Source organism: Stenotrophomonas sp. a6 (assembly GCF_030913325.1).
GTDB classification, from domain to species: domain Bacteria; phylum Pseudomonadota; class Gammaproteobacteria; order Xanthomonadales; family Xanthomonadaceae; genus Stenotrophomonas; species Stenotrophomonas maltophilia.
Genome location: NZ_CP133161.1, coordinates 1,932,517 through 1,953,477, shown reverse-complemented (window position 1 = coordinate 1,953,477; position 20,961 = coordinate 1,932,517). Strand labels below are relative to the sequence as shown.

At 66.6% G+C, this 20,961-nt stretch carries 22 protein-coding genes; 14 read left to right on the top strand and 8 right to left on the bottom strand.

What is annotated here, in order from left to right; translation table 11 throughout:
* The first annotated feature begins 180 nt into the window (after positions 1-180).
* The 7 genes from Q9Q79_RS09120 (at position 181) to Q9Q79_RS09090 (ending at position 6,845) form a co-directional block, all read left to right on the top strand.
* The gene (locus tag Q9Q79_RS09120; protein ID WP_012480007.1) at positions 181-1,713 is read left to right on the top strand and encodes an aldehyde dehydrogenase family protein; all 1,533 of its coding nucleotides are present in this window, start codon (positions 181-183) and stop codon (positions 1,711-1,713) included.
* A complete protein-coding gene (locus Q9Q79_RS09115) occupies positions 1,713-2,552 on the top strand; it encodes an SDR family oxidoreductase (RefSeq protein ID WP_201862116.1) in 840 nt (279 codons plus the stop codon). Before Q9Q79_RS09120 ends, Q9Q79_RS09115 begins: the two co-directional genes overlap by 1 nt.
* Before the next feature lie 179 nt (positions 2,553-2,731).
* Complete coding sequence (locus tag Q9Q79_RS09110; protein ID WP_005413144.1) at positions 2,732-3,016, top strand: DUF4190 domain-containing protein; 285 nt, start codon at positions 2,732-2,734, stop codon at positions 3,014-3,016.
* A 4-nt stretch (positions 3,017-3,020) separates the two neighbouring features.
* Positions 3,021-3,791, top strand: a complete 771-nt coding sequence (locus Q9Q79_RS09105; protein WP_201862115.1) for a class I SAM-dependent methyltransferase — start codon at positions 3,021-3,023, stop codon at positions 3,789-3,791.
* Between the two features lie 8 nt (positions 3,792-3,799).
* Entirely contained in the window at positions 3,800-4,855 is a 1,056-nt protein-coding gene (locus tag Q9Q79_RS09100) for a quinone-dependent dihydroorotate dehydrogenase (protein WP_024956899.1), read from the top strand.
* An 8-nt stretch (positions 4,856-4,863) separates the two neighbouring features.
* Positions 4,864-5,925, top strand: coding sequence for a UDP-N-acetylmuramate dehydrogenase (gene murB, locus Q9Q79_RS09095; protein WP_005409364.1), 1,062 nt, complete (start codon positions 4,864-4,866; stop codon positions 5,923-5,925).
* Between the two features lie 32 nt (positions 5,926-5,957).
* Positions 5,958-6,845 (top strand): DMT family transporter, encoded by an 888-nt coding sequence (locus Q9Q79_RS09090; protein ID WP_032966688.1) that lies wholly within the window; start codon positions 5,958-5,960, stop codon positions 6,843-6,845.
* 153 nt (positions 6,846-6,998) lie between these two features.
* Here the strand turns inward: Q9Q79_RS09090 and Q9Q79_RS09085 are convergent, their stop codons facing one another.
* The 3 genes from Q9Q79_RS09085 to Q9Q79_RS09075 all read right to left on the bottom strand — a co-directional run bounded on the left by Q9Q79_RS09085 (position 6,999) and on the right by Q9Q79_RS09075 (position 9,760).
* Complete coding sequence (locus Q9Q79_RS09085) at positions 6,999-8,039, bottom strand: aminoglycoside phosphotransferase family protein (RefSeq protein ID WP_012480001.1); 1,041 nt, start codon at positions 8,037-8,039, stop codon at positions 6,999-7,001.
* A 99-nt stretch (positions 8,040-8,138) separates the two neighbouring features.
* On the bottom strand, positions 8,139-9,173 hold the full coding sequence (locus Q9Q79_RS09080) for a heparan-alpha-glucosaminide N-acetyltransferase domain-containing protein (RefSeq protein WP_099497624.1): 1,035 nt from the start codon (positions 9,171-9,173) through the stop codon (positions 8,139-8,141).
* A complete protein-coding gene (locus Q9Q79_RS09075; protein ID WP_024956902.1) occupies positions 9,170-9,760 on the bottom strand; it encodes a TetR/AcrR family transcriptional regulator in 591 nt (196 codons plus the stop codon). Before Q9Q79_RS09075 ends, Q9Q79_RS09080 begins: the two co-directional genes overlap by 4 nt.
* A gap of 143 nt (positions 9,761-9,903) precedes the next feature.
* On the opposite strand from Q9Q79_RS09075, the gene Q9Q79_RS09070 reads away from it, so the two are divergent.
* Entirely contained in the window at positions 9,904-10,329 is a 426-nt protein-coding gene (locus Q9Q79_RS09070; RefSeq protein ID WP_088430215.1) for a DoxX family protein, read from the top strand.
* Here the strand turns inward: Q9Q79_RS09070 and Q9Q79_RS09065 are convergent.
* A complete protein-coding gene (locus Q9Q79_RS09065) occupies positions 10,302-11,105 on the bottom strand; it encodes an APH(3')-II family aminoglycoside O-phosphotransferase (protein ID WP_201862114.1) in 804 nt (267 codons plus the stop codon). The two genes, Q9Q79_RS09070 and Q9Q79_RS09065, sit on opposite strands and share 28 nt — an antisense overlap.
* A 41-nt stretch (positions 11,106-11,146) precedes the next feature.
* Positions 11,147-11,650, bottom strand: coding sequence for a DUF2938 domain-containing protein (locus Q9Q79_RS09060; RefSeq protein ID WP_076738959.1), 504 nt, complete (start codon positions 11,648-11,650; stop codon positions 11,147-11,149).
* 55 nt (positions 11,651-11,705) lie between these two features.
* Here Q9Q79_RS09060 and Q9Q79_RS09055 point away from each other — a divergent pair, with 55 nt between their 5' ends.
* From Q9Q79_RS09055 to Q9Q79_RS09045, 3 genes are read left to right on the top strand one after another with little or no spacing between them, the layout of a single operon-like run.
* A complete protein-coding gene (locus tag Q9Q79_RS09055; RefSeq protein ID WP_005409356.1) occupies positions 11,706-12,371 on the top strand; it encodes a metalloregulator ArsR/SmtB family transcription factor in 666 nt (221 codons plus the stop codon).
* Between the two features lie 14 nt (positions 12,372-12,385).
* Entirely contained in the window at positions 12,386-13,114 is a 729-nt protein-coding gene (locus tag Q9Q79_RS09050) for a GNAT family N-acetyltransferase (protein ID WP_087803434.1), read from the top strand.
* Positions 13,115-13,142: 28 nt separating this feature from the next.
* On the top strand, positions 13,143-13,859 hold the full coding sequence (locus Q9Q79_RS09045) for an SDR family oxidoreductase (RefSeq protein WP_043035046.1): 717 nt from the start codon (positions 13,143-13,145) through the stop codon (positions 13,857-13,859).
* Here Q9Q79_RS09045 and Q9Q79_RS09040 read toward each other — a convergent pair.
* Entirely contained in the window at positions 13,853-15,364 is a 1,512-nt protein-coding gene (locus Q9Q79_RS09040; RefSeq protein WP_171968860.1) for an MFS transporter, read from the bottom strand. The genes Q9Q79_RS09045 and Q9Q79_RS09040 overlap by 7 nt on opposite strands.
* 120 nt (positions 15,365-15,484) lie before the next feature.
* On the opposite strand from Q9Q79_RS09040, the gene Q9Q79_RS09035 reads away from it, so the two are divergent.
* Positions 15,485-16,387, top strand: coding sequence for a LysR substrate-binding domain-containing protein (locus tag Q9Q79_RS09035; RefSeq protein ID WP_201862147.1), 903 nt, complete (start codon positions 15,485-15,487; stop codon positions 16,385-16,387).
* A 63-nt stretch (positions 16,388-16,450) separates the two neighbouring features.
* Positions 16,451-18,397, top strand: a complete 1,947-nt coding sequence (locus Q9Q79_RS09030; RefSeq protein WP_201862113.1) for an EAL domain-containing protein — start codon at positions 16,451-16,453, stop codon at positions 18,395-18,397.
* Here Q9Q79_RS09030 and Q9Q79_RS09025 read toward each other — a convergent pair.
* On the bottom strand, positions 18,394-19,005 hold the full coding sequence (locus Q9Q79_RS09025) for a TetR/AcrR family transcriptional regulator (protein WP_060380552.1): 612 nt from the start codon (positions 19,003-19,005) through the stop codon (positions 18,394-18,396). The genes Q9Q79_RS09030 and Q9Q79_RS09025 overlap by 4 nt on opposite strands.
* A gap of 104 nt (positions 19,006-19,109) precedes the next feature.
* Here Q9Q79_RS09025 and Q9Q79_RS09020 point away from each other — a divergent pair, with 104 nt between their 5' ends.
* Positions 19,110-20,186, top strand: coding sequence for an MBL fold metallo-hydrolase (locus tag Q9Q79_RS09020; RefSeq protein ID WP_059034253.1), 1,077 nt, complete (start codon positions 19,110-19,112; stop codon positions 20,184-20,186).
* A 27-nt stretch (positions 20,187-20,213) separates the two neighbouring features.
* Here Q9Q79_RS09020 and Q9Q79_RS09015 read toward each other — a convergent pair whose 3' ends face one another.
* Positions 20,214-20,711, bottom strand: a complete 498-nt coding sequence (locus tag Q9Q79_RS09015; protein WP_012479990.1) for a DNA-binding protein — start codon at positions 20,709-20,711, stop codon at positions 20,214-20,216.
* Positions 20,712-20,961: the final 250 nt, after the last annotated feature.

The window sequence follows — 20,961 nt, the reverse complement described above, 5'->3', positions numbered from 1 at the left end:
CAGCCGGGAAGTTTACAGGCAACACACCCTGCCCTCCAAGCATTCGTGCTCCACACGGCGGCGCTGGCGCGTTGCACCATGGCCGGACAGGCCGCTCTGCTACCATCGGCGATTCAGTTCATCGCGCCCCCCACCTGCCCGCGATGGCACCAAACAACGTAACGAAACACAGGAGTCCGCATGTCTTCCGAGCTGCTCAAGTCCCTTGGCCTGGACGCGATCAACGCTGGCACGTACCTGGGCAACGGGGAGTGGTCGAGCGCGACCAGCGGTGAGCTGATCACCCCGGTCAACCCGACCACCGGCGAGCCGATCGCGCAGGTCCGCGCGACCACCGAGGCCGAGTACGAGACCGTCGTCGCCCGCGCCCAGGAAGCCTTCAAGATCTGGCGTACCACGCCAGCCCCGCGTCGCGGCGAAGCCGTGCGCCTGTGCGGCGAAGCACTGCGCAAGCACAAGGACGCCCTGGGTTCGCTGGTGGCGCTGGAAATGGGCAAGAGCAAGCCGGAAGGCGACGGCGAAGTGCAGGAGATGATCGACATCGCCGATTTCGCCGTGGGCCAGAGCCGCATGCTGTACGGCTACACCATGCATTCCGAGCGCCCCGGCCACCGCATGTACGAGCAGTACCACCCGCTGGGCCTGGTCGGCATCATCTCCGCCTTCAACTTCCCGGTCGCGGTGTGGAGCTGGAACTCGTTCCTGGCCGCCATCTGTGGCGACGTGTGCATCTGGAAGCCGTCCAACAAGACGCCGCTGACCGCCATCGCCTCGCTGAAGATCTGCAACGACGCCCTGCGCGAAGCCGGTTTCCCGGACATCTTCTTCCTGATCAACGATGCGGGCACCGCGCTGTCGGAAAAGATGGTCGATGACCGTCGCGTGCCGCTGATCAGCTTCACCGGCTCGACCCAGGTCGGCCGCACCGTCAACGAGAAGGTCGCGCGTCGCCTCGGCCGCTGCCTGCTGGAACTGGGTGGCAACAACGCCATCATCCTGGACGAAACCGCCGACCTGAAGCTGGCCGTGCCGGGCATCGTGTTCGGCGCTGTCGGCACCGCCGGCCAGCGCTGCACCACCACCCGCCGCCTGATCGTGCACCGCTCGATCTACGCCGACGTGCTGGCCACTCTGGTCAAGGCCTACAAGCAGGTCGAAGGCAAGATCGGCGACCCGACCGATGCGGCCAACCTGATGGGCCCACTGAACAGCGACGGCGCCGTGCAGCAGTTCCTCGATGCCATCGCCCAGGCCAAGGCTGCCGGCGGCACCATCGAAACCGGCGGCACCCGCATCGACCGCGCAGGCAACTTCGTGCTGCCGGCCATCGTCTCCGGCCTGAAGAACAGCGATGCCGTGGTCCAGCACGAGACCTTCGCGCCGATCCTGTACGTGATGCCGTACGACACCCTCGATGAAGCCATCGACATGCAGAATGGCGTGCCGCAGGGCCTGTCGTCCTCGATCTTCACCCAGAACCTGAAGACTGCCGAGAAGTTCCTGTCGGCCGCTGGCAGCGACTGCGGCATCGCCAACATCAACATCGGCACGTCCGGTGCGGAGATCGGTGGCGCCTTCGGTGGCGAAAAGGACACCGGCGGTGGCCGCGAGTCCGGTTCGGACGCCTGGAAGGTCTACATGCGCCGCCAGACCAACACCATCAACTATTCGGACTCGCTGCCGCTGGCCCAGGGCATCAAGTTCGATCTGTGATGGCAGACGTTTCTGCCATGGCTGCGGGTCAGAGCCCCTCCGGGGATCTGACCCCTGCCCAGGGCCGGATCCTCAATGGGGCTCCGACCCTCGATTTCACCGGTCGCCGCGTGCTGATCGCCGGCGGCAGCAAGGGCATCGGTCGTGAAATGGCGCTGGCATTCGCCGGCGCCGGTGCGCAGGTCTCGGTCTGCGCCCGCGGCCAGGCCGGCCTGGATGCCCTGCGTGCCGATGCGCAGGCACAGGGCACCCCGCTGCACACCGTCTCCGCCGACCTGGCCGACGCCGGCCAGATCCAGGCCTGGCTGCAGGCCGCTGCCGATGCACTCGGCGGCATCGATGTACTGATCAACAACGCTACCGGCTACGGCATGGCCGACGACGAGGATGGCTGGGCCGCCAGCCTGCAGATCGACCTGATGGCGGCGGTACGGGCCTCGCGCCTGGCACTGCCATGGCTGCGCGCATCCAGCGATGCCTGCATCCTCAACCTGTCCTCGATCGCCGCACAGCAGCCACGCCCCGGTGGCGCGCCCTACGCCGCCGCCAAGGCCGCGCTGTCGCACTACACCACGTCGCAGGCATTGGCGCTGGCCAAGGACCGGATCCGGGTCAACGCCATCGCCCCCGGTTCGATTGAATTCGATGACGGCCTGTGGGATCGCCGTCGCACCGAAGATCCGGCGCTGTACCACGGCACCCTGGCGAAGATCCCGTTCGGCCGCTTCGGCCATCCGCGCGAAATTGCCGACGCCGCCCTGTTCCTGTGCTCGCCGCTGGCGCGCTGGGTCACCGGCAGCGTGCTCAACGTGGATGGCGGCCAGGTGTTGATGGGCTGATACCGGCAATCCGGTAGCTGCCAACCTTGGTTGGCATGCCTTTCGTCGACCAAGGTCGACGCCTACCAGGGCTGGCACCTCGTTTGTCCACCAGGGTCCACGCCTGCCATCGCATCCGCCGGGCATGGGATTGCCCGGGCAGAGGCACTATCATGTGCACACTGCCAAGGAGGACCCCGATGAGCGTGGCACCCCGACAGACAAGCGCCCTGGCCGTGGTCAGCCTGGTCATGGGCATCGCCAGCTGGACCGTCCTGCCCTTCGTGGCCAGCATCGTGGCCATCATCACCGGCCACATGGCCCGCGCCGAGATCCGCCGCCGCCCGCATGAACTGGAAGGTGATGGCCTGGCCGTCACCGGCCTGGTGCTGGGCTGGGTGATGGTCGGCGCCGTGCTTGCCGCCATCCTGGTCTTCATCCTGTTCTTCGGTGGCCTGGCGTGGCTGGCCGCGGTGTCGAACTGACGCCATGACCACTTCCGACAGCACTGAACGCTTCAGCAGCCGCGTCGCCGACTACGTCCGCTACCGGCCCGATTACCCGCCCGCGCTGCTGGAATGGCTGCACGGCCCGATGGATGTCAGTCACCAGGCCCGTGTCGCCGACATCGGTGCTGGCACCGGCATTTCCAGCCGTCAGTTTCTGGCCAGCGGCCATCCCGTTGTCGCGGTTGAACCCAACGCCGCCATGCGCGCCGCCGCCGAAGAGTGGCTGGCACCGCAGTATGCGGGCTTTTCCGCCGTCGATGGCCGCGCCGAGGCCACCGGCCTGGACGATGCCAGCATCGATCTGGTCAGCGTCGCGCAGGCGTTCCACTGGTTCGACACCGTGGCGGTGCGCGCCGAGTGGCAGCGCATCCTCTGCCCCGGTGGCCTGGCACTGATCTACTGGAATTCGCGCCTGCTCGATGCCAGTCCATTCCTGGTCGGCTACGAACAGCTGCTGCTGGACTACGGCACCGATTACACCGCGGTGGCCGAGCGCTACCAGGACGATGCCACCATGCAGGCCTGGTTCGGCCGCGGCCTGCGCGGCATGGTGGAGTTGCCGAACGTACAGCATCTGGACTTCGACGCCCTGCGCGGGCGCCTGCTGTCCTCCTCCTACGCACCCCAATCCGGTCATCCTCGCCACGCGCCGATGATCGACGCTCTGCAGGACCTGTTCGCCGCCCACGCGGTCGACGGCCAGGTCGCTTTTGAATATCGAACCCGAGCCTTCCTCGGCACGCTGGACTGAACCGACGCATGTATTCGCTTGCCCGCCCCTTCCTGTTCTCGCTCGACGCCGAGCGCGCCCACGGCCTGGGCCTGTCCGCACTGGACCTGGCCTACCGCACCGGCACCACGCCGCTGCTGGCCGCACGCATCGCGCCGATGCCCAGCACGGTGTTCGGGCAGACCTTCCCCAATCCGGTCGGCCTGGCTGCCGGCCTGGACAAGAATGGCGAGCACATCGATGCGCTGTTCGCGCTCGGCTTCGGCTTCGTCGAGATCGGCACCATCACCCCGCGCCCGCAGGCCGGCAACCCGCAGCCGCGCCTGTTCCGCCTGCCGGAACACAACGCGATCATCAACCGCATGGGCTTCAACAATGCGGGCGTGGACGCGCTGGTGCGCAATGTCGAGCGCGCGCGCAACCGCCGCGGCCTGCTCGGCATCAACATCGGCAAGAACAAGGACACCCCGAACGAACAGGCGGTGGACGATTACATCGCCTGCCTGGACAAGGTGTATCCGCTGGCGGACTACATCACCGTCAACATCTCCTCGCCCAACACCGCCGGCCTGCGTGAATTGCAGGAAGAGACCGCGCTGCGCCAGCTGGTCAGCCAGTTGCGCGACCGCCAGGAAGATCTCGCGGCGCGCCACGGCCGCCGTGTGCCGATGCTGGTCAAGGTTGCACCGGACCTGAGTGACCGCGACATCGATGCCGCCGCGCGCGTGCTGGGCGAACTGCAGGTGGACGGCGTGATCGCCACCAACACCACCATCGACCACAGCAAGGTGGCCGGCGACCCGCTGGCCAACGAGGCCGGCGGCCTGTCCGGTGCGCCGGTGCTGGAGCAGTCCACCCTGGTGCTGCGCCGCCTGCGCTCGCGCCTGCCCGAGTCGGTGCCGCTGGTGGGTGTCGGAGGCATCCTGTCCGGTGCCGATGCGGTGGCCAAGATGGCCGCAGGCGCGGCGCTGGTGCAGTGCTACAGCGGCTTGATCTTCCGTGGCCCGGCGTTGGTCTCCGAATGCGTGGAGGCGATCCGTCGCCGCCGCGAAGCGCCGAGCCGCGGCGCGGTGGCCCCACTGTGAGCGCGCCCATGGATACCGTCGACGGCAACGCCCCGCTGCGCTGGACGCTCACCCGCAATGCGCCACTGCAGGCGCTGAACACCTTCCACGTGCAGGCCAGCGCCGCGCAGCTGCTGGAACTGCACGATGCCGCACTGCTGCCGGAAGTGCTGGCATTGCCCGAAGTGGCCAGCGGTCCCCTGTTGGTACTGGGTGCCGGCAGCAACGTACTGATCGCCGAAGACCTGCCGGGCACCGTGCTGGTGTTCGGCAACCGTGACATCAGTTTCCTGGAACACCGCGCTGACCACGCAGTGATCCGCGCCGGGGCCGGCGTCCCCTGGCATGGCCTGGTGATGTGGTCGCTGCAGGAAGGCTTGTCCGGGCTGGAGAACCTGGCCCTGATTCCCGGCACCGCCGGTGCCGCGCCGATCCAGAACATCGGCGCCTACGGTGCGCAGGTCGGCGAGTTCATCCAGGCGGTCGAGGCCTGGGACTGCCAGGAACAAACCTGGGTACGGCTGGACAACGAGCAGTGTCGCTTCACCTACCGCGACAGCGTGTTCAAGCAGCAGATGGACCGCTACCTGATCACCGCCATCGAACTGAAGTTGCCGCTGCTGCACGACCTGCGCATGGACTATGCCGGCATCCGCGAGGAACTGCAGGCACAGGGCGTGGAGCTGCCGAGCGCAGTGGACGTGGCCAACGCGGTGATCGCGATCCGCCGCCGCAAGCTCCCCGACCCGGATGTGCTGGGCAACGCCGGCAGTTTCTTCAAGAACCCGGTGCTGCCGCTGGAACAGGTCGACGTCCTGCTGCAGCACTTCCCCGACCTGCCCGTGTTCCCGGCCGAGCAGGACGACAAGCGCAAGGTCTCGGCGGCATGGATGATCGAGTCCTGCGGCTGGAAGGGCTTCCGCGAAGGCGATGCCGGCGTGGCCCCCAGCCACGCGCTGGTACTGGTCAACCATGGCAATGCCAGCGGTGCTGAACTGCTGGCGCTGGCGCGACGCATCTCCGCTTCGGTGCTGGAGAAGTTCGGCGTGCCGATCGAACCGGAGCCCCGCCTGCTCGGCGCACAGTGGTGAACACCCCCGCCCTCTCCCCCAGCGCCACCCCGATGCGGGCGGCGCTGCTGATGCTCGGCAGCACGATGGCATTCGGCCTGATGGCCGTCGCCATCCGCTACGCCACCCGGTACGTACCAACCCAGGAAGTGGCGTTCTTTCGCAATGCCTTTGGCCTGCTCGCGTTGCTGCCGATGCTGCTGCGCCCCGGCCATGCACCACTGAAAACGCAGCAGCTGCCGCGTTATTTCGTGCGCAGTGCGATTGGCTTGGGTTCGATGCTGTGCGCGTTCTGGGCACTGGGCCATCTGCCACTGGCGCAGGCGGTTTCCCTCTCGTACTCCACGCCGTTGTTCGTCACCATCGCCGCCGTGCTGTGGCTGGGCGAGACCGTGCGTATACGGCGCTGGGCCGCGGTGGTGGTTGGATTCATCGGTGTGCTGGTGATCGTGCGCCCCGGTACCGCCGGCTTCACCGCGGGCAGCCTGGTAGCGGTGGCAGCCGCCGTGCTCAGCTCATTGGTGGCGATCCAGATCAAGCAGCTGACCCGTGTCGACAGCGCTGACACCGTGGTGCTCTACACCTACGTGTTCTGGGTGCCGCTGTCGCTGGTCCCGGCACTGTTCGTCTGGGTCTGGCCCTCCGGCATGGCGTGGCTGTGGCTGCTGGCCACCGGCGTGCTGGGCACCGTCGGTCAGCTGCTGTGGACGCGGGCGTTGCGGCTCGGTGAAGTCTCGGCGCTGACCCCGATCAGCTTCCTGCAGCTGCCGCTGGTAACGCTGCTCGGCTGGCTGCTGTTCAACGAAAGCGTGGATCGCTGGACGCTCATCGGTGCCGGCATCATCCTCGCCGCCAACGCCTACATCGCCCACCGCGAAGCGGTGTTGTCGCGCCGCGCCGCAAGCGCGGCGGCCTCGGCAGCAGCCAAGCCCGCCGAATGAAAACCATCTGCATGGACAAGCCATGGGGCCTGCACGGGCAAGCCACGGGTCGTGCATGGACAGGCCATGGGTAGAGTCGACTGTTAGTCGACTCCCGCGCGCAGCGCGGGCTTTGCCTGTTCCAATCGAAGCGCAGTCGACTAACAGTCGACTCTACCTAGGGCGATCCTGGCAACGGCCTGGAACCTGATCCAGCGCGCGATATACCCGCTCCGCCGCATCGAACACATTGCCCGGTGCGAACTGCTCCCCCAGGTAGTGCAGCGACTGCCGGCGCAGCTGCGGCGATCGGTCCTCTCCGTCACTGCCCAGCAGCACCTGCTGGAACTCGATCAGGTCCTGCAGAATGCGCCAGTGCCGGTACCAGGCGATCCAGCGTGGGTCACCGCGGTCGCTGCCGTAGCCCTCCTCGAACCCCAGTGGATTCTCGCGACCCCAGCGCCCGCCAACAGCGGCACCGATGAACATCAGGTCACGCTCGCGCGGGGCCAGCGACAGACCATCCCAATCGATCAGGTGCAGGCCCCCGTCATTGCCCATCAGCAGGTTGCCGGCATGCAGATCGGTGTGGCACAGATGCAGGTCTACCGGCGCGTCCTGCAACGCCGCGAGCAGCTCCCGTGCCTGCGCATGCAGCGCCGCGATGCGCGCATGCTGCTGGTCCCATACCGAAACGAATGCGCGGCCCAGCCCGTCCTTCGCAGCCGCCAGGCCCTCGCCGGCCAACCATTGCCCGACGGTCTCCAGCGCCGCGGTTTCCAGCCGTACGATCGGCAGTGCCTGCTGCAGTTCCGCTGGCAACTGCGCGCCATGCAGCCGCCGCAGCACCTCCCCCAGCCGTTTCCACTGCGTGCGGCTCAACGCCGCCTCGAACCCGGACTGGCCTTCCACATACGGGAACAGGGTGAACTGCAATCCCCAGCGCTGCACAGACGCACCACCGGTCAACGCCGGCCACGGCGCGACGATCTCATCGATACCCAGCGTGCCGCGCATCCAATGCAGGCTGTCCCACACCGCTGGGGCGACCTGGTAGGTACGGCATTTCAACCACCACTGCCCGTGCCGCGCATCGACGCGATACACGCTGGCATTGGCGTCGGCGCCCACCGGGCGTGGCACCACGGCGGTGGGGGTGATGCCATAGGATTGTTGCAGGACTTCGCCGAGATGCTGCGCCGAAGCGAATGACATGGATGCAAGCAGAAAGTGTTACCTGCCACCACTATCGCAGATGCGTTCGCCGCGGCACAGACATGTCCGTCACAACATCGCTTCAGCACCACCAGGGAACTAGCCTGCGATGCGCCGCATCACCGTCTCCAGCGGGCCGCGTGCGAACTGCCACGACCATAGCCAGGCCGCGCCCGTCGCCAGCATCAGGAACAGCAGCGCCCACAGCAGCACCGATGCGAGCGACGCGCTGCCATCGAGCAGGCCCAGGCTTTCCAGCGTGCCCATGCCCAGCAGGATGTGGCCCACATACAGGGTCAGGGTCATGCGTCCGGCCGCGGTGAACGGCTCCAACCAGTCACCCGGTCGCACACGCGCCAGCCACAGGCACGCGGCGATGACACTGCAGGCCGCACCCGCACCCGTAAGCACATAAGCCGGTCCCGGCGGCATCGGCTGCGTTCCCAGCCACACCTGCCAGGGCGTTCCCTGCGCAAGCTGCTGCACGCCATGTCCAGCCCCGATCAACAGCAGCCCCAGCACCAGCAATGCATGCTGCACCCGCGGCTGCGACAACTGAAGCCGTGCCAGCAGCATCCCCAGCAGGAAGAAGCACAGCCACGGCATCAACGGGTGGAAGCCATTGAACAGCAGGTTGCGGGCCGCGCCCGGCCACTGCCACAGGCCGGCGTATTCCAGCGTCTGCCAGTTCCATCCCTGGCTGTAATCCCAGTGCAGCAACGCCCAGAACGAACAGGCCGCCAGGCCCACGATGCTGGCCAGCAGCACGCGCGGCGAGGCACGCAGCCACACCACGGCCAGCGCGAAATACACCGCGTAGTAGTGCAGGATATCGGCCGGGAACAGGGTCAGGTTGAGCAGGCCCAGCACCATCAGGAACAGCGCGCGCCTCCAGGTCTGCACGCTGGCCGGCCACCCCCCTTGCCGCTGCGTGGCCAACACCAGGCCCAAGCCAGCCAGCGTAACGAACGTCGCCGAAGCCTTGCCTTCCAGAAAGTGGAAGAAGCCTGCCAACCATCCGGCGCCCTCTGCCGGCACGGCCATCGCCAGGCGGAAGTTGACCAGCACCATGCCGGCCAAGGCCAGGTAGCGCGCCAGATCAAGGCCGTGCAATCGCCGGTCAACGGCACTCATGCGCGCGCCCCGAGCAGCAGCGCGAGCAGTCCAAGATCCAGCGATGCCTCATCGCCGCCACCGGCCTCGCCCAGCCCCCGACGCAGTGCATCGCTTTCAATGGCATCCAGCAGCACCTGCGCCTGCAATGCGGGGGCCAACACGGGACGCCGGCGTTCGCGCTGTGCCACCTGCTGCAGCGCTTCGGCCAGGACCGCCTGCAACTGCCTGCGATTGGCCGCAAATGCCTCGGCTACGGCCGGATTGCGTGCGCTCTCGGCCAGCACTTCGACGGCGAGCGTCGCCCATTCCGGCTGCCGGCACAGTGCGTGGAAGTCCCGAAGGAAAGCCAGCACCTGTGCGCGCTCGCCTTCGGACGCGGCCAGTCGCTGCAGCAACGGTGCCAGCTCTTCGCTCTCAGCCACCGCCACGGCAAGGATGATCGCCTCCTTGCCCGGGAAGTGGTTGTAGAGATTGCCCAGGCTGACACCGGCCGCCTGCGCGATGTCACGCATGCTGGTCTGGTGGAATCCCTTCGCGAGGAAGCACTGCAGGGCGGCCTGCAGGATCTGCGCGATGCGTTGCTCGTTGCGGTCGGCTCGCTTCATGGCGCAAATAGTGAACGAACGTTCGTCCAATTAGAAGGCAACAACCCGACCACCATCGGGCTTCGTTCAGCCAGCCTTGACCTCAACCGCGGTTGAGGCCCGATGCTGCCCGGCCCGCCCCACGCTCAACCCGGAGTTCCTGCATGCCACGGATGATCGCCACCCTGCTCGACAGCCGCGTGCTGTGGTTCCTCGCCCGGCTGCTGCTGGCCGTGGTGTTCCTGTCCTCGGGCCTGGCCAAGCTGCTGGCGTGGGACAACAGCGTGGCCGAAATGCAGGCCGCCGGGCTGCAGCCGCCTGTGCTGTTCAACCTCGCCAGCGCGGTGGTGCTGCTGGGTGGCTCACTGTGCCTGCTGCTTGATCGCCTGCTCTGGCTGGGCAGCGGCGTGCTGGCAGTGTTCATGCTGCTGACCATCGTCGTCGTGCATACCTTCTGGACCAAGCACGGCGCGGAACAGCAGCTGGCCCTGTTCTTCGCGCTGGAGCACCTGAGCGTGGTGGGTGGCCTGATCTGCGCGGCCATCGCCAGCCACGCGCGGGGTCAGAAGAACTCGTCGAGCAAGCGGTAGAACGCCAGCCGGCGCTCGTCGGCCACCGCGCCGTAGCGCTGGAACAACGGCGCCACCCAACGCGTGTCGCCGAAGTTGTGGACCAGGCTGCGCGCAGCCAGCGCCAGGTCCTGGTAGCGGTCGGCAACACCCAGTCGCCCACAGTCGATGAAACCGCTGAAACGCCCCTCGACCACCATCAGGTTCGGCAGGCAGGCATCGCCATGGCTGACCACCAGGTCTTCATGATCGGGTCGGGTGCTGCACAATTCGGCGAAGACCTGCTGCGGACTCTGGCCCAGGCGCTCATCATCGAAATCATCGGCGTCCACCAGGCCCGCTTCGACGCGGGCCTGCGCGGCCTGCAGGCGCGAGACCAGTCGCTGGTCAAACGGACAGGCTGCCACCGGCAACGCATGCAGCCCGCGCAGCGCGTCGGCCAGCAGTTCCACCAGCTGCTGCGGCGCGAGTTCCGGCGACGAAGCCAGGTCGCGGCCGGGCAGCGCGCTCATCAGCAACCAGCGCCGGCCCGCTTCTTCGGCGGTGGCAATTACCGTTGGTACCGGTTGTCCCTGTTCCTGCAGCCAGCGCAGGCGCGCGATCTCATCACCGAGCTCACTGAAGGCGTCGATCACTTCCGACTTCACGAAGGCATCGGCCTGCCCCGGCCGTTGCACACGGGCTACATCCGCGCGCGACACGCCGATCGACTGCCGCTCGATGCGCGCATCGGCCAACGTTTCCTGCCATGCCCACGGTAGCGGCATGCCATCAGCGAAGGGATCAGGTGCTTCCATGCCGGGGTGTTCCTGTTGCCGGTGACCCCACCGATTTTCGCTCACCCTGCACGAACCGCGGCCAACAGCAGCGCGGAAAGGTACATGCCCACGCCGAACACGCTGTGCGCCACCAGGCTGCGCAGGCGTGCCTTGCCCGGCGCCGGGGTCTTCGAAGCAGCAATGCCGGCACCCATGCCCGGCTGAAGGATGAAGAACGGCGCGGCAACACTGAGAATGCCGAAGGCCAGCGCCGGCCACAGGGTGGGTGCCTGCCCCCAATCGCTCCCGACCACGACCAGCAACAACGTGGCGAACACCACACCGATCACGTAATGCGCGGTCCACCCCAGCGCGCGCTCGCCACCGACCGCTGCCGCGCGGCCGATGCCATCGTGGCGGAAGCGCCCGCGTGGCAGGTGCCCCAGCCAACGCCCGACCATCGCAAAATCCAACGAGGGAATGCCGAACAGCCGCCGCTGCACCACCGCCCACAGGTCCATTACTGCGGTCGCTCCCACGCCGACTACCACCGCATCCATCACGAATGTCGCCTGGCCAAGCATATCGCACACCTTCAATTATTTGCTTGAATGATAGAGCGATGCTAGCGTGCCCCGCATGAACGCTGCAACAGAGCCACCACCCTCACCGCTTGAGGCCTTGGCCGAGATCGCCCGCACGCTCGGCCATGCCCATCGCCTGGCCCTGCTGGAGCACATCGCCCAAGGCGAGCGCGCCGTGGAACGCCTGGCTGAACTGACCGGCCTGTCGGTGGCCAATACCTCCCAGCACCTGCAGCAGCTGCGCCGTGCCGGCCTGGTACAGACCCGCCGTGACGGCAAGCGCATCCTCTACCGCAGCGGTGATGGCCCGCTGGGCAACCTGCTGGCCGCACTGCGCGACTATGCCGACCACCAGCGCAGCGAAATGCACGGCGTGATCCACGACAGCCTGCAGCGCCGCGATGCGCTGGAAGGACTGACCGTGGAGCAGCTGCTGGAACAACGCAGCAGCGTGGTGCTGCTGGATGTGCGGCCGCGCGAGGAATTCGATCTGGGCCACCTGCCCGGCGCGCTGAACATTCCCGTTACGGAACTGCGTGCACGGATGGACGAACTGCCGCGTGCCGTCCACATTGTCGCGTACTGCCGCGGCCCCTACTGCGTGCTGTCCAACGATGCGGTGGCGATGCTGCGCGAGGCCGGACTGACCGCGCAGCGGCTCGCCGCCGGTTACCCCGAATGGAAGGCCGCCGGCCTGCAGGTGGACCTGCCCCGGCACTGAGCGAGACACCGGTCATGGATGATGTGTTTGCCCCGTTGATCGATGCGACCTGGCGCGGCGTGTTCTGCGGGCAGCGCACGCTGCAGGATGATCCACTGCTGCAGTTGGCGTGCAGCGATGATTTCGACGAGGGCGAGGACGGCATGCTGCTGCATCCACTCGTCGGCCCCGCTCGCGCACTGTTGCGCCCTGCCCTGGCGGCTCGCCTGCACCTGCATGCGCAACCGCACTGGACGCTGGCACAGCTGCAACAGCGCCTGCAGCAGCTCGGCCAGCGCACGCATGGTGCGGATCGTGTCTTCTACTTCCCTGCCGCAGAACTTGCGGCCCTGGCCGCGCGCCCTGCACCACCACATATCCGCCGTCTCGACCCGGCCGACGCAGCCGCGTTCGAGGTGTTCCAGGCCAACGCCAGCGAAGAGGATCTCGATGCCGCCTGGGTCGAGCTGGACCACTGGCAGGTGTTCGGCGCCTTCGATGGCGAGCGGCTGGTTGCCGCGGGAAGCATGTACCCGTGGAGCCTGGATCCAGCCCTGGCCGACATGGGCGTGCTGACCCTGCCCGAGGCCCGCGGTCGCGGGCACGCGCGCCAGCTGGCACACGCCATGGCCATGTCCGCGCAGGCGGCCGGGCTGCAGCCTCAGTACCGTTGCCAGCTCGACAACACCGCCTCGATCATTACCGCCGAGCGCAGCGGCCTGCGCGCGTTCGCCGACTGGGACACCATTCTGGCTGCCGACTGAGGCCGCCGCAGTACAACAAGGAAGCAACATGAAATTGATGGTCATCGGCGCCAGCAGGGGCCTGGGTCGGGCGTTCGTGGAAGGCCTGTGCAGTGCGGGCGACACCGTCATCGGCGTTTCGCGCAGCCGTCCGCGCGACCTTGAATGCCCCGAGGGTGTCATCCTGCAGTGGATCGAGGCCGATCTGTCCCAACCCACCCTGGCTGCCAATCACATCGCAGCGCAGGCACCGGCCGATCTGGATGTGCTGATCCACAACCTGGGCATCTGGGAAGAGACCGCCTTCAGCGACGAGTACGCCTTCCTCGACGAGAGCGATGCCGCGCTCACCCAGCTGGTCGACGTCAACATCACCGCGACCCTGGTGCTGCTGCAGCGCCTGCTGCCGCGGGTGCTGGGCGCGCCACGCCCGCAGCTGGTGCTGACCGGGTCGACCTCGGCACTGCCGCGCAGCGGCCGCCCGGAAGTGGCGTTCGGTGCATCCAAGTTCGCACTCAACGGCATCGCCGATGCACTGCGCGAGGGTTTCCGCGATCGCCGCCTGGCGGTGACCAGCCTGCAGCTGGGCTACCTCAACACCGACGATGCGCTGTCGGTTCCGGTTTCAGAGGCCGCAGCGCGCGGCGACGGTGAACTGGTGCCGGTGCACGACGTCGTTGCGATGGTGCGCGCGCTGCTGCAGTTGTCACCGTCCGGCTTCGTGCGCGAACTGGTGCTGCCGGCCATCGCCGACCCGCGCTACTGACTGCCCCTGCTCAGGCCAGGCTCGACCTCTTCGCGCAACAGGTACCCAAGCACGATGGCGGTCAGCACGGTCGCCATCGCCAGGACAAACAGCTGGCCACGGACGGCCTCCACGTATGCCTGGGCAAGCGCCGTTCTCGAAACGCCGGGCAATGCCTCCACCGCTCCGCCAAGGTCGCCCATGGACAGCCTGCGCACGGCGGCACGGGCCACGACGCCGGCCTCCAGCATCATGTTCCCGCCAATCCGGGCCGAGAGCATGATGCCGACAAGCGCGAGGGCAATGGAATCGCCTGCCAGTCGCATCGCATTGAAGATGCCAGCGGCCATGCCGGCCTGTTCCTTGCCGACCACGCTGACCGCCAGGCCATCCATGATCCCCCAGGGAAGGCCGATGCCGATTCCGATGACCAGCATCGGCATCCAGCGCACCGACGGGAACTGGAACACCTGCGCCAGCCATGCCAGCCCAAGAGCACCGATCAGCAGGCCCGCACAGCACAGCGTCCGCGCCGGAATCCAGCGCAGCAGGTAGCCGGCAACCAGGGGAACAACCAGCAAGGGTGCAGACAGCGCTGCCATCGCCAGTCCAGCCTCGGTGGGTCGCAGTCCTTCAACACCGATGAAGCCCGCCGGCAGCACGACCAGAAGGACGACGTAGGAGAACGCGGGTGCAGCGGCGAGAATCTGCACGCCAACAAAGCGCCGGTTGCGGAACAGGCCGAGATCCAGCAGAGGTGTTCGATGGGAGCGCTCCACGGCAATGAACAGGCCCAGCAACACCACCGGGAGCGCCAGCAGTACCAGCGTCTGCGGATGCAGCAAGCCACGTTCCGGCAACACGATCATGGCGTAGGTGAGTGAGCCCAGCGCCAGCATGAAGGTGATGGCCCCCAGCCAATCCAGGCGCGGCGAACCGGCGTTTCTCGATTCGGCGGATGACAGGGCGACCAGCGGTACGGTCAGGGCGGCCAGCAACGCAGGCAGGAAGAACACCCATTCCCAGCCCAGCGCATCGATCAACCCGCCCGCCAGCAGCGGACCGCCTGCGGCCCCTGCACCAAAGGTGGTGCCGATCAGGCTGAAAACCCTTGCCCGCGCCTGGCCGTCGAACACCTGCGCCAGCGACGCCATCGCGCCGGCAAACGCTGCCGACGCCGCCATCCCCTGGAGCAGTCTCAGGACATTGATCCACGCCACATCGGGCATCAAGGGAATCAGGCCGGTGACGAGCGCAAACAACGCGCCGCCCAGAATCCAGATCCGGCGCCTGCCATGCAGATCGGCCAGTCCACCGGCCACCAGCGTGGTGCAGCCGTAGGTCAACAGATAGGCGTTGATGATCCAGGACAACGCCGCAGGGGAACCGCCCAGCGCGTCCCGGATGGCAGGAATGCCCACGGCGGGGCTGGCAATGCTCAAGGGAATGGTGAGCGCCGTCAGACACCCTGCCAGCACCACGCCAAAGCGTGATGATCCGGCCGTCTCAGCAGAGGCAACAGACATGTCGATGAAACTCGAGCGTGGCCAAGCGCCACCGCATTGATGCTATCGACGACGCTATTGCGTAAGAATCCGTCATTCGCTCCATACTTTAATGACACAAACGTCATCAATGGCCACGTCATGGACAGCTTTGCCGGTCTCAGCCTCTTCGTTCTGGTCGCCGAAGCACGCAGCTTCGCGGCCGCAGCACGACAGCGTGGCATCACCCCTTCGGCCGCAAGCAAGACCATCGCCCGGCTGGAAGAGCGCCTGGGCGCCCGCCTGCTGAATCGCAATACCCGCAGCGTCAGCCTGACTGCCGAAGGCGAGCAGTTCCTTGAACGCTGCCGCCGCATCATGATCGAGGTCGCTGCGGCAGAACGCGAACTGACCGATGCCCACGCCGCGCCCAGCGGTCGCCTGAAGGTCAGTCTTCCACTCGCCAGCGGTCTGATGCTGCCGGTGCTTTCGGCGTTTGCGCAGCGCTTCCCCGCCATCGAACTCGACCTGCACTTCAGCGACCGCCTGGTCGATGTCATCGAGGAAGGCTTCGATGCCGTCGTCCGCACAGGCAGCCCCGCCGACTCCCGGCTGCACGGCCGCAACCTCGGCAGTACCCGGTTGTTGTGTGTGGGCGCGCCTGCCTACTTCGCCAGACGCGGTACGCCGCAGCACCCGGATGACCTGAGCGGCCACGCATGCCTTCTCCATCGCTTTCCCGGCACCGGCCTGATCGAACGCTGGCCACTGCCCGCACGTGAGGGAGGCGCTGAAACCCGGCTGACTGCCGCAGTGACCGCCAATCATCTTGAGACGATCCTGCACATGGCCATCGATGGCCATGGCATTGCGTGCCTGCCCGACTTCGCCACGCGTGATGCGCTGGACCGTGGTTCGCTCGTCAGCGTTCTGGACCCATGGAGCACCGAGCGAAGCACCTTCTGGGCCCTCTGGCCAAGCCATCGCCATCAGCAGCCGCGTGTTCGGGTGTTTGTCGATTTCATGGCCGAACACCTCCTTCCCGGAAACGACCGCTGCAATTGAACCTGCGCGCTGCTGCGACTACGCTGCTCGTCACTGGCCGTCGGTCACAGGCGGGAACCTGCTATGGATGCGCTTTCACGGGTTTCGGCCCAGGTCCTGGACAGCGCCCTGCCCAGCCTGCCGCTGTACCTGCTGCAGGCCACGGCGGTGATCGGCATGATCGGCGTGCTGCTGATCGCCACCCGCCGCGCCGGCCACGCCATTGAAGGCCGCCGCCTGTATGTGGGCGTGGCGCTGGGCCTGATCTACCTGTTCAATTCCTGGTTCGTGGCCCGCTACAGCCAGGGCGTGGTCAAGCTCCACCTGGGTTTCGACATCCTGCTGGTCAGCGGCCTGCTCGGCGGCTGGCGCGGTGGCCTGGCCTGCCTGGGCGCCAGCCTGCTGGCCCGCTACCAGTTCGCCGGCACCCAGTATTTCCTGCCTGCCAGCCTTGAGGCCGTGTTGCAGATGGTGGCCGGCGTCTGGCTGCGCAGGCGCCTGCACCCGCGCATGCTCAATGAACTCTCGCTGCGCATGATCCTGCAGGCCTGGGGCGTTCGTATCATCGTCACTGCGTTGGGCCTGGCACTTGGGGTAGCAATCATCGGCGCCCATCAGCTACCCGTGGAGGAGTTGGCAATCCAGCGCCTGCTGGCACTGCCACTCTCACTGCTGATGCTCGGCGCGGTGTTCGCACTGGTCTACAACGATGCGCAGATCGATGCACAACGCCAGCGCGAACAGGCCTGGCTGCGCATCGATCCGATCAGTGGCCTGCCCAACATGCGTGCGCTCGGCGAACGCCTGCAGCACTACTGGCGCGACAACGACGGCATCGGCAAGGCCTGCCTGATCGTGGCCGAGATGGGCAACCTGCGCGATCTGCGCCTGCGCTATGGTCCGCTGCAGGACAACGGTATCTGGCAGCGCGACAGCACCGAAGAAGTACATCGGCTGCTGCCCTCGCTGCCGTCCGCGCAACTGGAGATCTACCAGTTCGGCGATGCCGTGCTGGCGATCCTGGTGCGCGACCTGGCCTTGTCCGAACTGCGCACGCAACCGCAGATCACCGAGCTGGCCAGCAACCTGGCCGAGCAGGTCGGCCACGATTGGCCCGGTTTCCGGCCGCTGTTCCGCTGTGCGGTAGTCGAATTGAAGCCCCCCGTAGATGCGGACGAAGGACATCTTCCGTTCCGTGCGATCACCGTTGCACTGAGTGCGATCGAATCCGGCGTCGTGTTCTTCGACGACCCGATCCAGCGCGACAGCGAAATCGACGCCCTGATCGAAGTCGCTCTCGAACGTTGGCTGCAGCAGGGCGACGCACCGCTGTGCTACCAGCCCAAGCATCGCCTGCAGGATCGCCAACTGGTCGGCGCCGAAGCACTGCTGCGCATGCGCGACGGCGAGGGCCGGCTGATCGCGCCGATGCGGGTGATCTCCCTGCTGCGCCGGCAGGGGCGATTGGCTGAACTGGAATGGGCCACGCTGCAATCGGCCATCCACTTCCTGCAGCAGTGCCGACGCGATGGCTGGCAGCTGAAGATCGCAGTGAACGTTTCGGCCGAGTCACTGCGCCTGCCCGACTTCGGCCTGCGCCTGCAGGAACTGCTGCAGCTGCATGATGTGCCCGGTGCGATGCTGCGCCTTGAGATTGTCGAATGGACCGAGATCGTCGAGCGCGACGCGGTCGATGCCAACATCGCACAGCTGCTGGCGGCAGAGGTCACCCTGTCGCTGGATGATTTCGGCGCTGGCTATTCAACCCTGATCCTGCTCTCGCAGCTGGCCATCGCCGAGGTCAAGATCGAACAGGCGCTGATCGCCACACTGTCCGACGCCAAGTCGCAGTCGATCGTGCGCTTCATCGTCGAGGTTGCGCACCGCTGCGGCGCGATCGTGGTGGCCGAAGGTACCGAAACCCTGGCGCAGGAGCAGAAGCTGCGGGCCCTGGGCGTGGATGTCGGCCAAGGCTATCTGTACTCGGCGGCGCTGCCGGCCGACGAGTTCCGCCGCTTCGCCGCCAGCTAGACCGCGTAGAAACCCAGGAACATCGCCACCGCCGATTCGGCCACGCGTGCACGCTCCTCTGCGTTCAACGGCGCCTGCCCCATCGTCACCTGGGGCCAGAACGCAAAGCTCTTCACCAGCCCGTGCAGCTGGTGGCCAGCGAACTCCGGATCAACCTCACGCAACCGGCCATCAGCGATGGCCGCGCGGATCCACGCACTTTCGCCACTTTCCTTCTCGCCCATGCGGCAGACGATGGCCTGCGCACGCTCCGGTGAGTGGATGATCTCGGCCATCGCCACCCGCGCCAGGTCGATGAAGTTGGCATCGCTGAGCAGTTCCAGCTTCTGGCCCAGCAACTGCAGCAGCTGCGTCTGCAGCGGCTGGTCGGCGCGGTACGGCAATGCGTCGCTGGCCACGCTGCGCTCCCACAGCTCCTCCAGGATCATCGAGAACAGCGCTTCCTTGCTCGGGAAGTGGTTGTAGACGGTGCGCTTGGAGACCCCGGCCGCCTCGGCAATGCGGTCCATGCTGGTCGCCTCGTAGCCCGCGGCACGGAACTCCTCCACCGCCGCGCGCACGATGGCTTCGCGTTTGCGGTCGGTCAGGCGTTGCGGGGCACGGGGCATGGCGGGAACCGGATAACTGAACGGATGCTTCCATTTTACACTCGGCAGTGTACTTTTGGAAAACCCGAAACTACACTGTGCAGTGTACTCAGCGGACGTCACCCATGAAGCGCCTGCTCCTTGTCCTCCTGCTTGGAATCCTCGCCGTGACCGCCTACACCTTCTGCAAGTCCTGGTCCCTCCCCGACTTCCCCGAGTCGCCGCAGTACCGTGATGGCAAGTTCCGCAATGCCCTGCCCCGTCCAGCGATGGGCCTGCGCGACGGCCTGGAGATCTGGTGGACGTTCCTCTTCAACAAACCCAAGGGCACCGTGCCCGCGCACCCGATTCCAGTGCAGCCGCTGGACCGCGCCACACTGGACGCCGCGCCGGACCGCAGCCTGTTCCGGCTGGGGCACTCTACGATCCTGCTGAAGCTGCGCGGCCAGTACTGGCTGACCGACCCGGTGTTCTCCGAGCGCGCCTCGCCGGTGCAGTGGATGGGCCCGGCCCGCTTCCATGCGCCGCCGATCAGCATCGACGATCTGCCGCCGATCGCCGGCGTGATCCTCTCGCACAACCACTACGACCACCTCGACCACGCAGCGGTGATGCAGCTGGCCGGCAAGACCGCGCGCTTCATTGCACCGCTCGGCGTCGGCGACCAGCTGATCGCCTGGGGCGTGGACGCCAGCAAGGTCGAACAGCTGGACTGGTGGCAATCGACCGAGGCCAATGGCCTGCGCCTGACCGCCACCCCCGGCCAGCATTTCTCCGGCCGCGGACTGGGCGACAGTGATCGCAGCCTGTGGGCGTCATGGGTGATCCAGGACGATGATTTCCGCATTTTCTTCAGCGGTGACACCGGCTACTTCGATGGCTTCAAGGCCATCGGCGAAAAATACGGTCCGTTCGACCTGACCATGATCGAGACCGGTGCCTACGATCCGCGCTGGGCGTTCGTGCACATGCAGCCGGAACAGACGCTGCAGGCGCACCTGGACCTGCGCGGCAAGTGGCTGCTGCCGATCCACAATGGCACCTTCGATCTGGCCCTGCACGCATGGCAGCAGCCGTTCGAACGCATCACGGCATTGGCGGCCGCAAAGAATGTGCCGGTGGCCACGCCGATGATGGGCGAAGCACTGGACATGCAGGCGCCGCAGGCGGGTACGCGATGGTGGGAGACGGTGGAGCTGTAATGCGATGGGCTCCGATTCTGGCCGCTGCTACGTCTTCGGGTGAAGCCTGCGCCCTTCCCGGGCCAGATTGATCTGCAGCGCAGCGGCGGCGAGCTCGGTCATTTCCGTCGTGACTTTCCCGCTGCCGCGCGCTCGCAGCCAACCGAGAATGTCGACCAGATGCCAGATCGAGGTCGAGCCGTCATGCACGGGGGACGGAAACGACTGCGGGTTGGCCAGCATGAGCTTCCGCATGTTCTGGCGCGACATTCCGAGCAGGTCTGCGACGTCAGTGAGCCCCACCAGATCGGGGCTCACTTCAACCAGTTCGGCACCGGGCACGGCCCGCTGCACATCGTCCAGCGCCGAACGCAGGGCAGCCCCTGCGCTGTCTGCTTCGCGGCAGAACGCCAGGGCCAGCCGTCCCGGCAGCCCAAGGCCCACAAGCGCGTCGTCACAGCCGCCTTCGGCCAGGCGCTGCTCGAGGACGCCGATTTCATTGCCTGTGTCCGGCAAGCGGTACTTCAGGGTGAAGTTGAATTCCATGATTGACCCCTTCGCTTCTGACGAAGCCTGATCTCATTGCTCACGACTGCAGTTCTCGACCACACGCCGCAAGGCCCTTGCATGATGGCTGCCGCTTCGCGGCGTGCTCCAGACGCTCACGATGCAGAACTCCCCGCATCGGCAATCGGTGTCGTTGTAAGGGCAATACATCCGGCCCCACGCATGGCCGCACGCCATACGGAGCCTCCACCCACGGTCCTCCGCGAACTGCAACGCCGCTTCGATGTCC

Bases quoted from the DNA above. Each gene is read 5' to 3' on its own strand.
- Q9Q79_RS09120 (WP_012480007.1), top strand. From the start codon at position 181: ATGTCTTCCGAGCTGCTCAAGTCCCTTGGCCTGGACGCGATCAACGCT.
- Q9Q79_RS09115 (WP_201862116.1), top strand. From the start codon at position 1,713: ATGGCAGACGTTTCTGCCATGGCTGCGGGTCAGAGCCCCTCCGGGGAT.
- Q9Q79_RS09110 (WP_005413144.1), top strand. From the start codon at position 2,732: ATGAGCGTGGCACCCCGACAGACAAGCGCCCTGGCCGTGGTCAGCCTG.
- Q9Q79_RS09105 (WP_201862115.1), top strand. From the start codon at position 3,021: ATGACCACTTCCGACAGCACTGAACGCTTCAGCAGCCGCGTCGCCGAC.
- Q9Q79_RS09100 (WP_024956899.1), top strand. From the start codon at position 3,800: ATGTATTCGCTTGCCCGCCCCTTCCTGTTCTCGCTCGACGCCGAGCGC.
- murB (WP_005409364.1), top strand. From the start codon at position 4,864: ATGGATACCGTCGACGGCAACGCCCCGCTGCGCTGGACGCTCACCCGC.
- Q9Q79_RS09090 (WP_032966688.1), top strand. From the start codon at position 5,958: ATGCGGGCGGCGCTGCTGATGCTCGGCAGCACGATGGCATTCGGCCTG.
- Q9Q79_RS09085 (WP_012480001.1), bottom strand. From the start codon at position 8,039: ATGTCATTCGCTTCGGCGCAGCATCTCGGCGAAGTCCTGCAACAATCC.
- Q9Q79_RS09080 (WP_099497624.1), bottom strand. From the start codon at position 9,173: ATGAGTGCCGTTGACCGGCGATTGCACGGCCTTGATCTGGCGCGCTAC.
- Q9Q79_RS09075 (WP_024956902.1), bottom strand. From the start codon at position 9,760: ATGAAGCGAGCCGACCGCAACGAGCAACGCATCGCGCAGATCCTGCAG.
- Q9Q79_RS09070 (WP_088430215.1), top strand. From the start codon at position 9,904: ATGCCACGGATGATCGCCACCCTGCTCGACAGCCGCGTGCTGTGGTTC.
- Q9Q79_RS09065 (WP_201862114.1), bottom strand. From the start codon at position 11,105: ATGGAAGCACCTGATCCCTTCGCTGATGGCATGCCGCTACCGTGGGCA.
- Q9Q79_RS09060 (WP_076738959.1), bottom strand. From the start codon at position 11,650: ATGCTTGGCCAGGCGACATTCGTGATGGATGCGGTGGTAGTCGGCGTG.
- Q9Q79_RS09055 (WP_005409356.1), top strand. From the start codon at position 11,706: ATGAACGCTGCAACAGAGCCACCACCCTCACCGCTTGAGGCCTTGGCC.
- Q9Q79_RS09050 (WP_087803434.1), top strand. From the start codon at position 12,386: ATGGATGATGTGTTTGCCCCGTTGATCGATGCGACCTGGCGCGGCGTG.
- Q9Q79_RS09045 (WP_043035046.1), top strand. From the start codon at position 13,143: ATGAAATTGATGGTCATCGGCGCCAGCAGGGGCCTGGGTCGGGCGTTC.
- Q9Q79_RS09040 (WP_171968860.1), bottom strand. From the start codon at position 15,364: ATGTCTGTTGCCTCTGCTGAGACGGCCGGATCATCACGCTTTGGCGTG.
- Q9Q79_RS09035 (WP_201862147.1), top strand. From the start codon at position 15,485: ATGGACAGCTTTGCCGGTCTCAGCCTCTTCGTTCTGGTCGCCGAAGCA.
- Q9Q79_RS09030 (WP_201862113.1), top strand. From the start codon at position 16,451: ATGGATGCGCTTTCACGGGTTTCGGCCCAGGTCCTGGACAGCGCCCTG.
- Q9Q79_RS09025 (WP_060380552.1), bottom strand. From the start codon at position 19,005: ATGCCCCGTGCCCCGCAACGCCTGACCGACCGCAAACGCGAAGCCATC.
- Q9Q79_RS09020 (WP_059034253.1), top strand. From the start codon at position 19,110: ATGAAGCGCCTGCTCCTTGTCCTCCTGCTTGGAATCCTCGCCGTGACC.
- Q9Q79_RS09015 (WP_012479990.1), bottom strand. From the start codon at position 20,711: ATGGAATTCAACTTCACCCTGAAGTACCGCTTGCCGGACACAGGCAAT.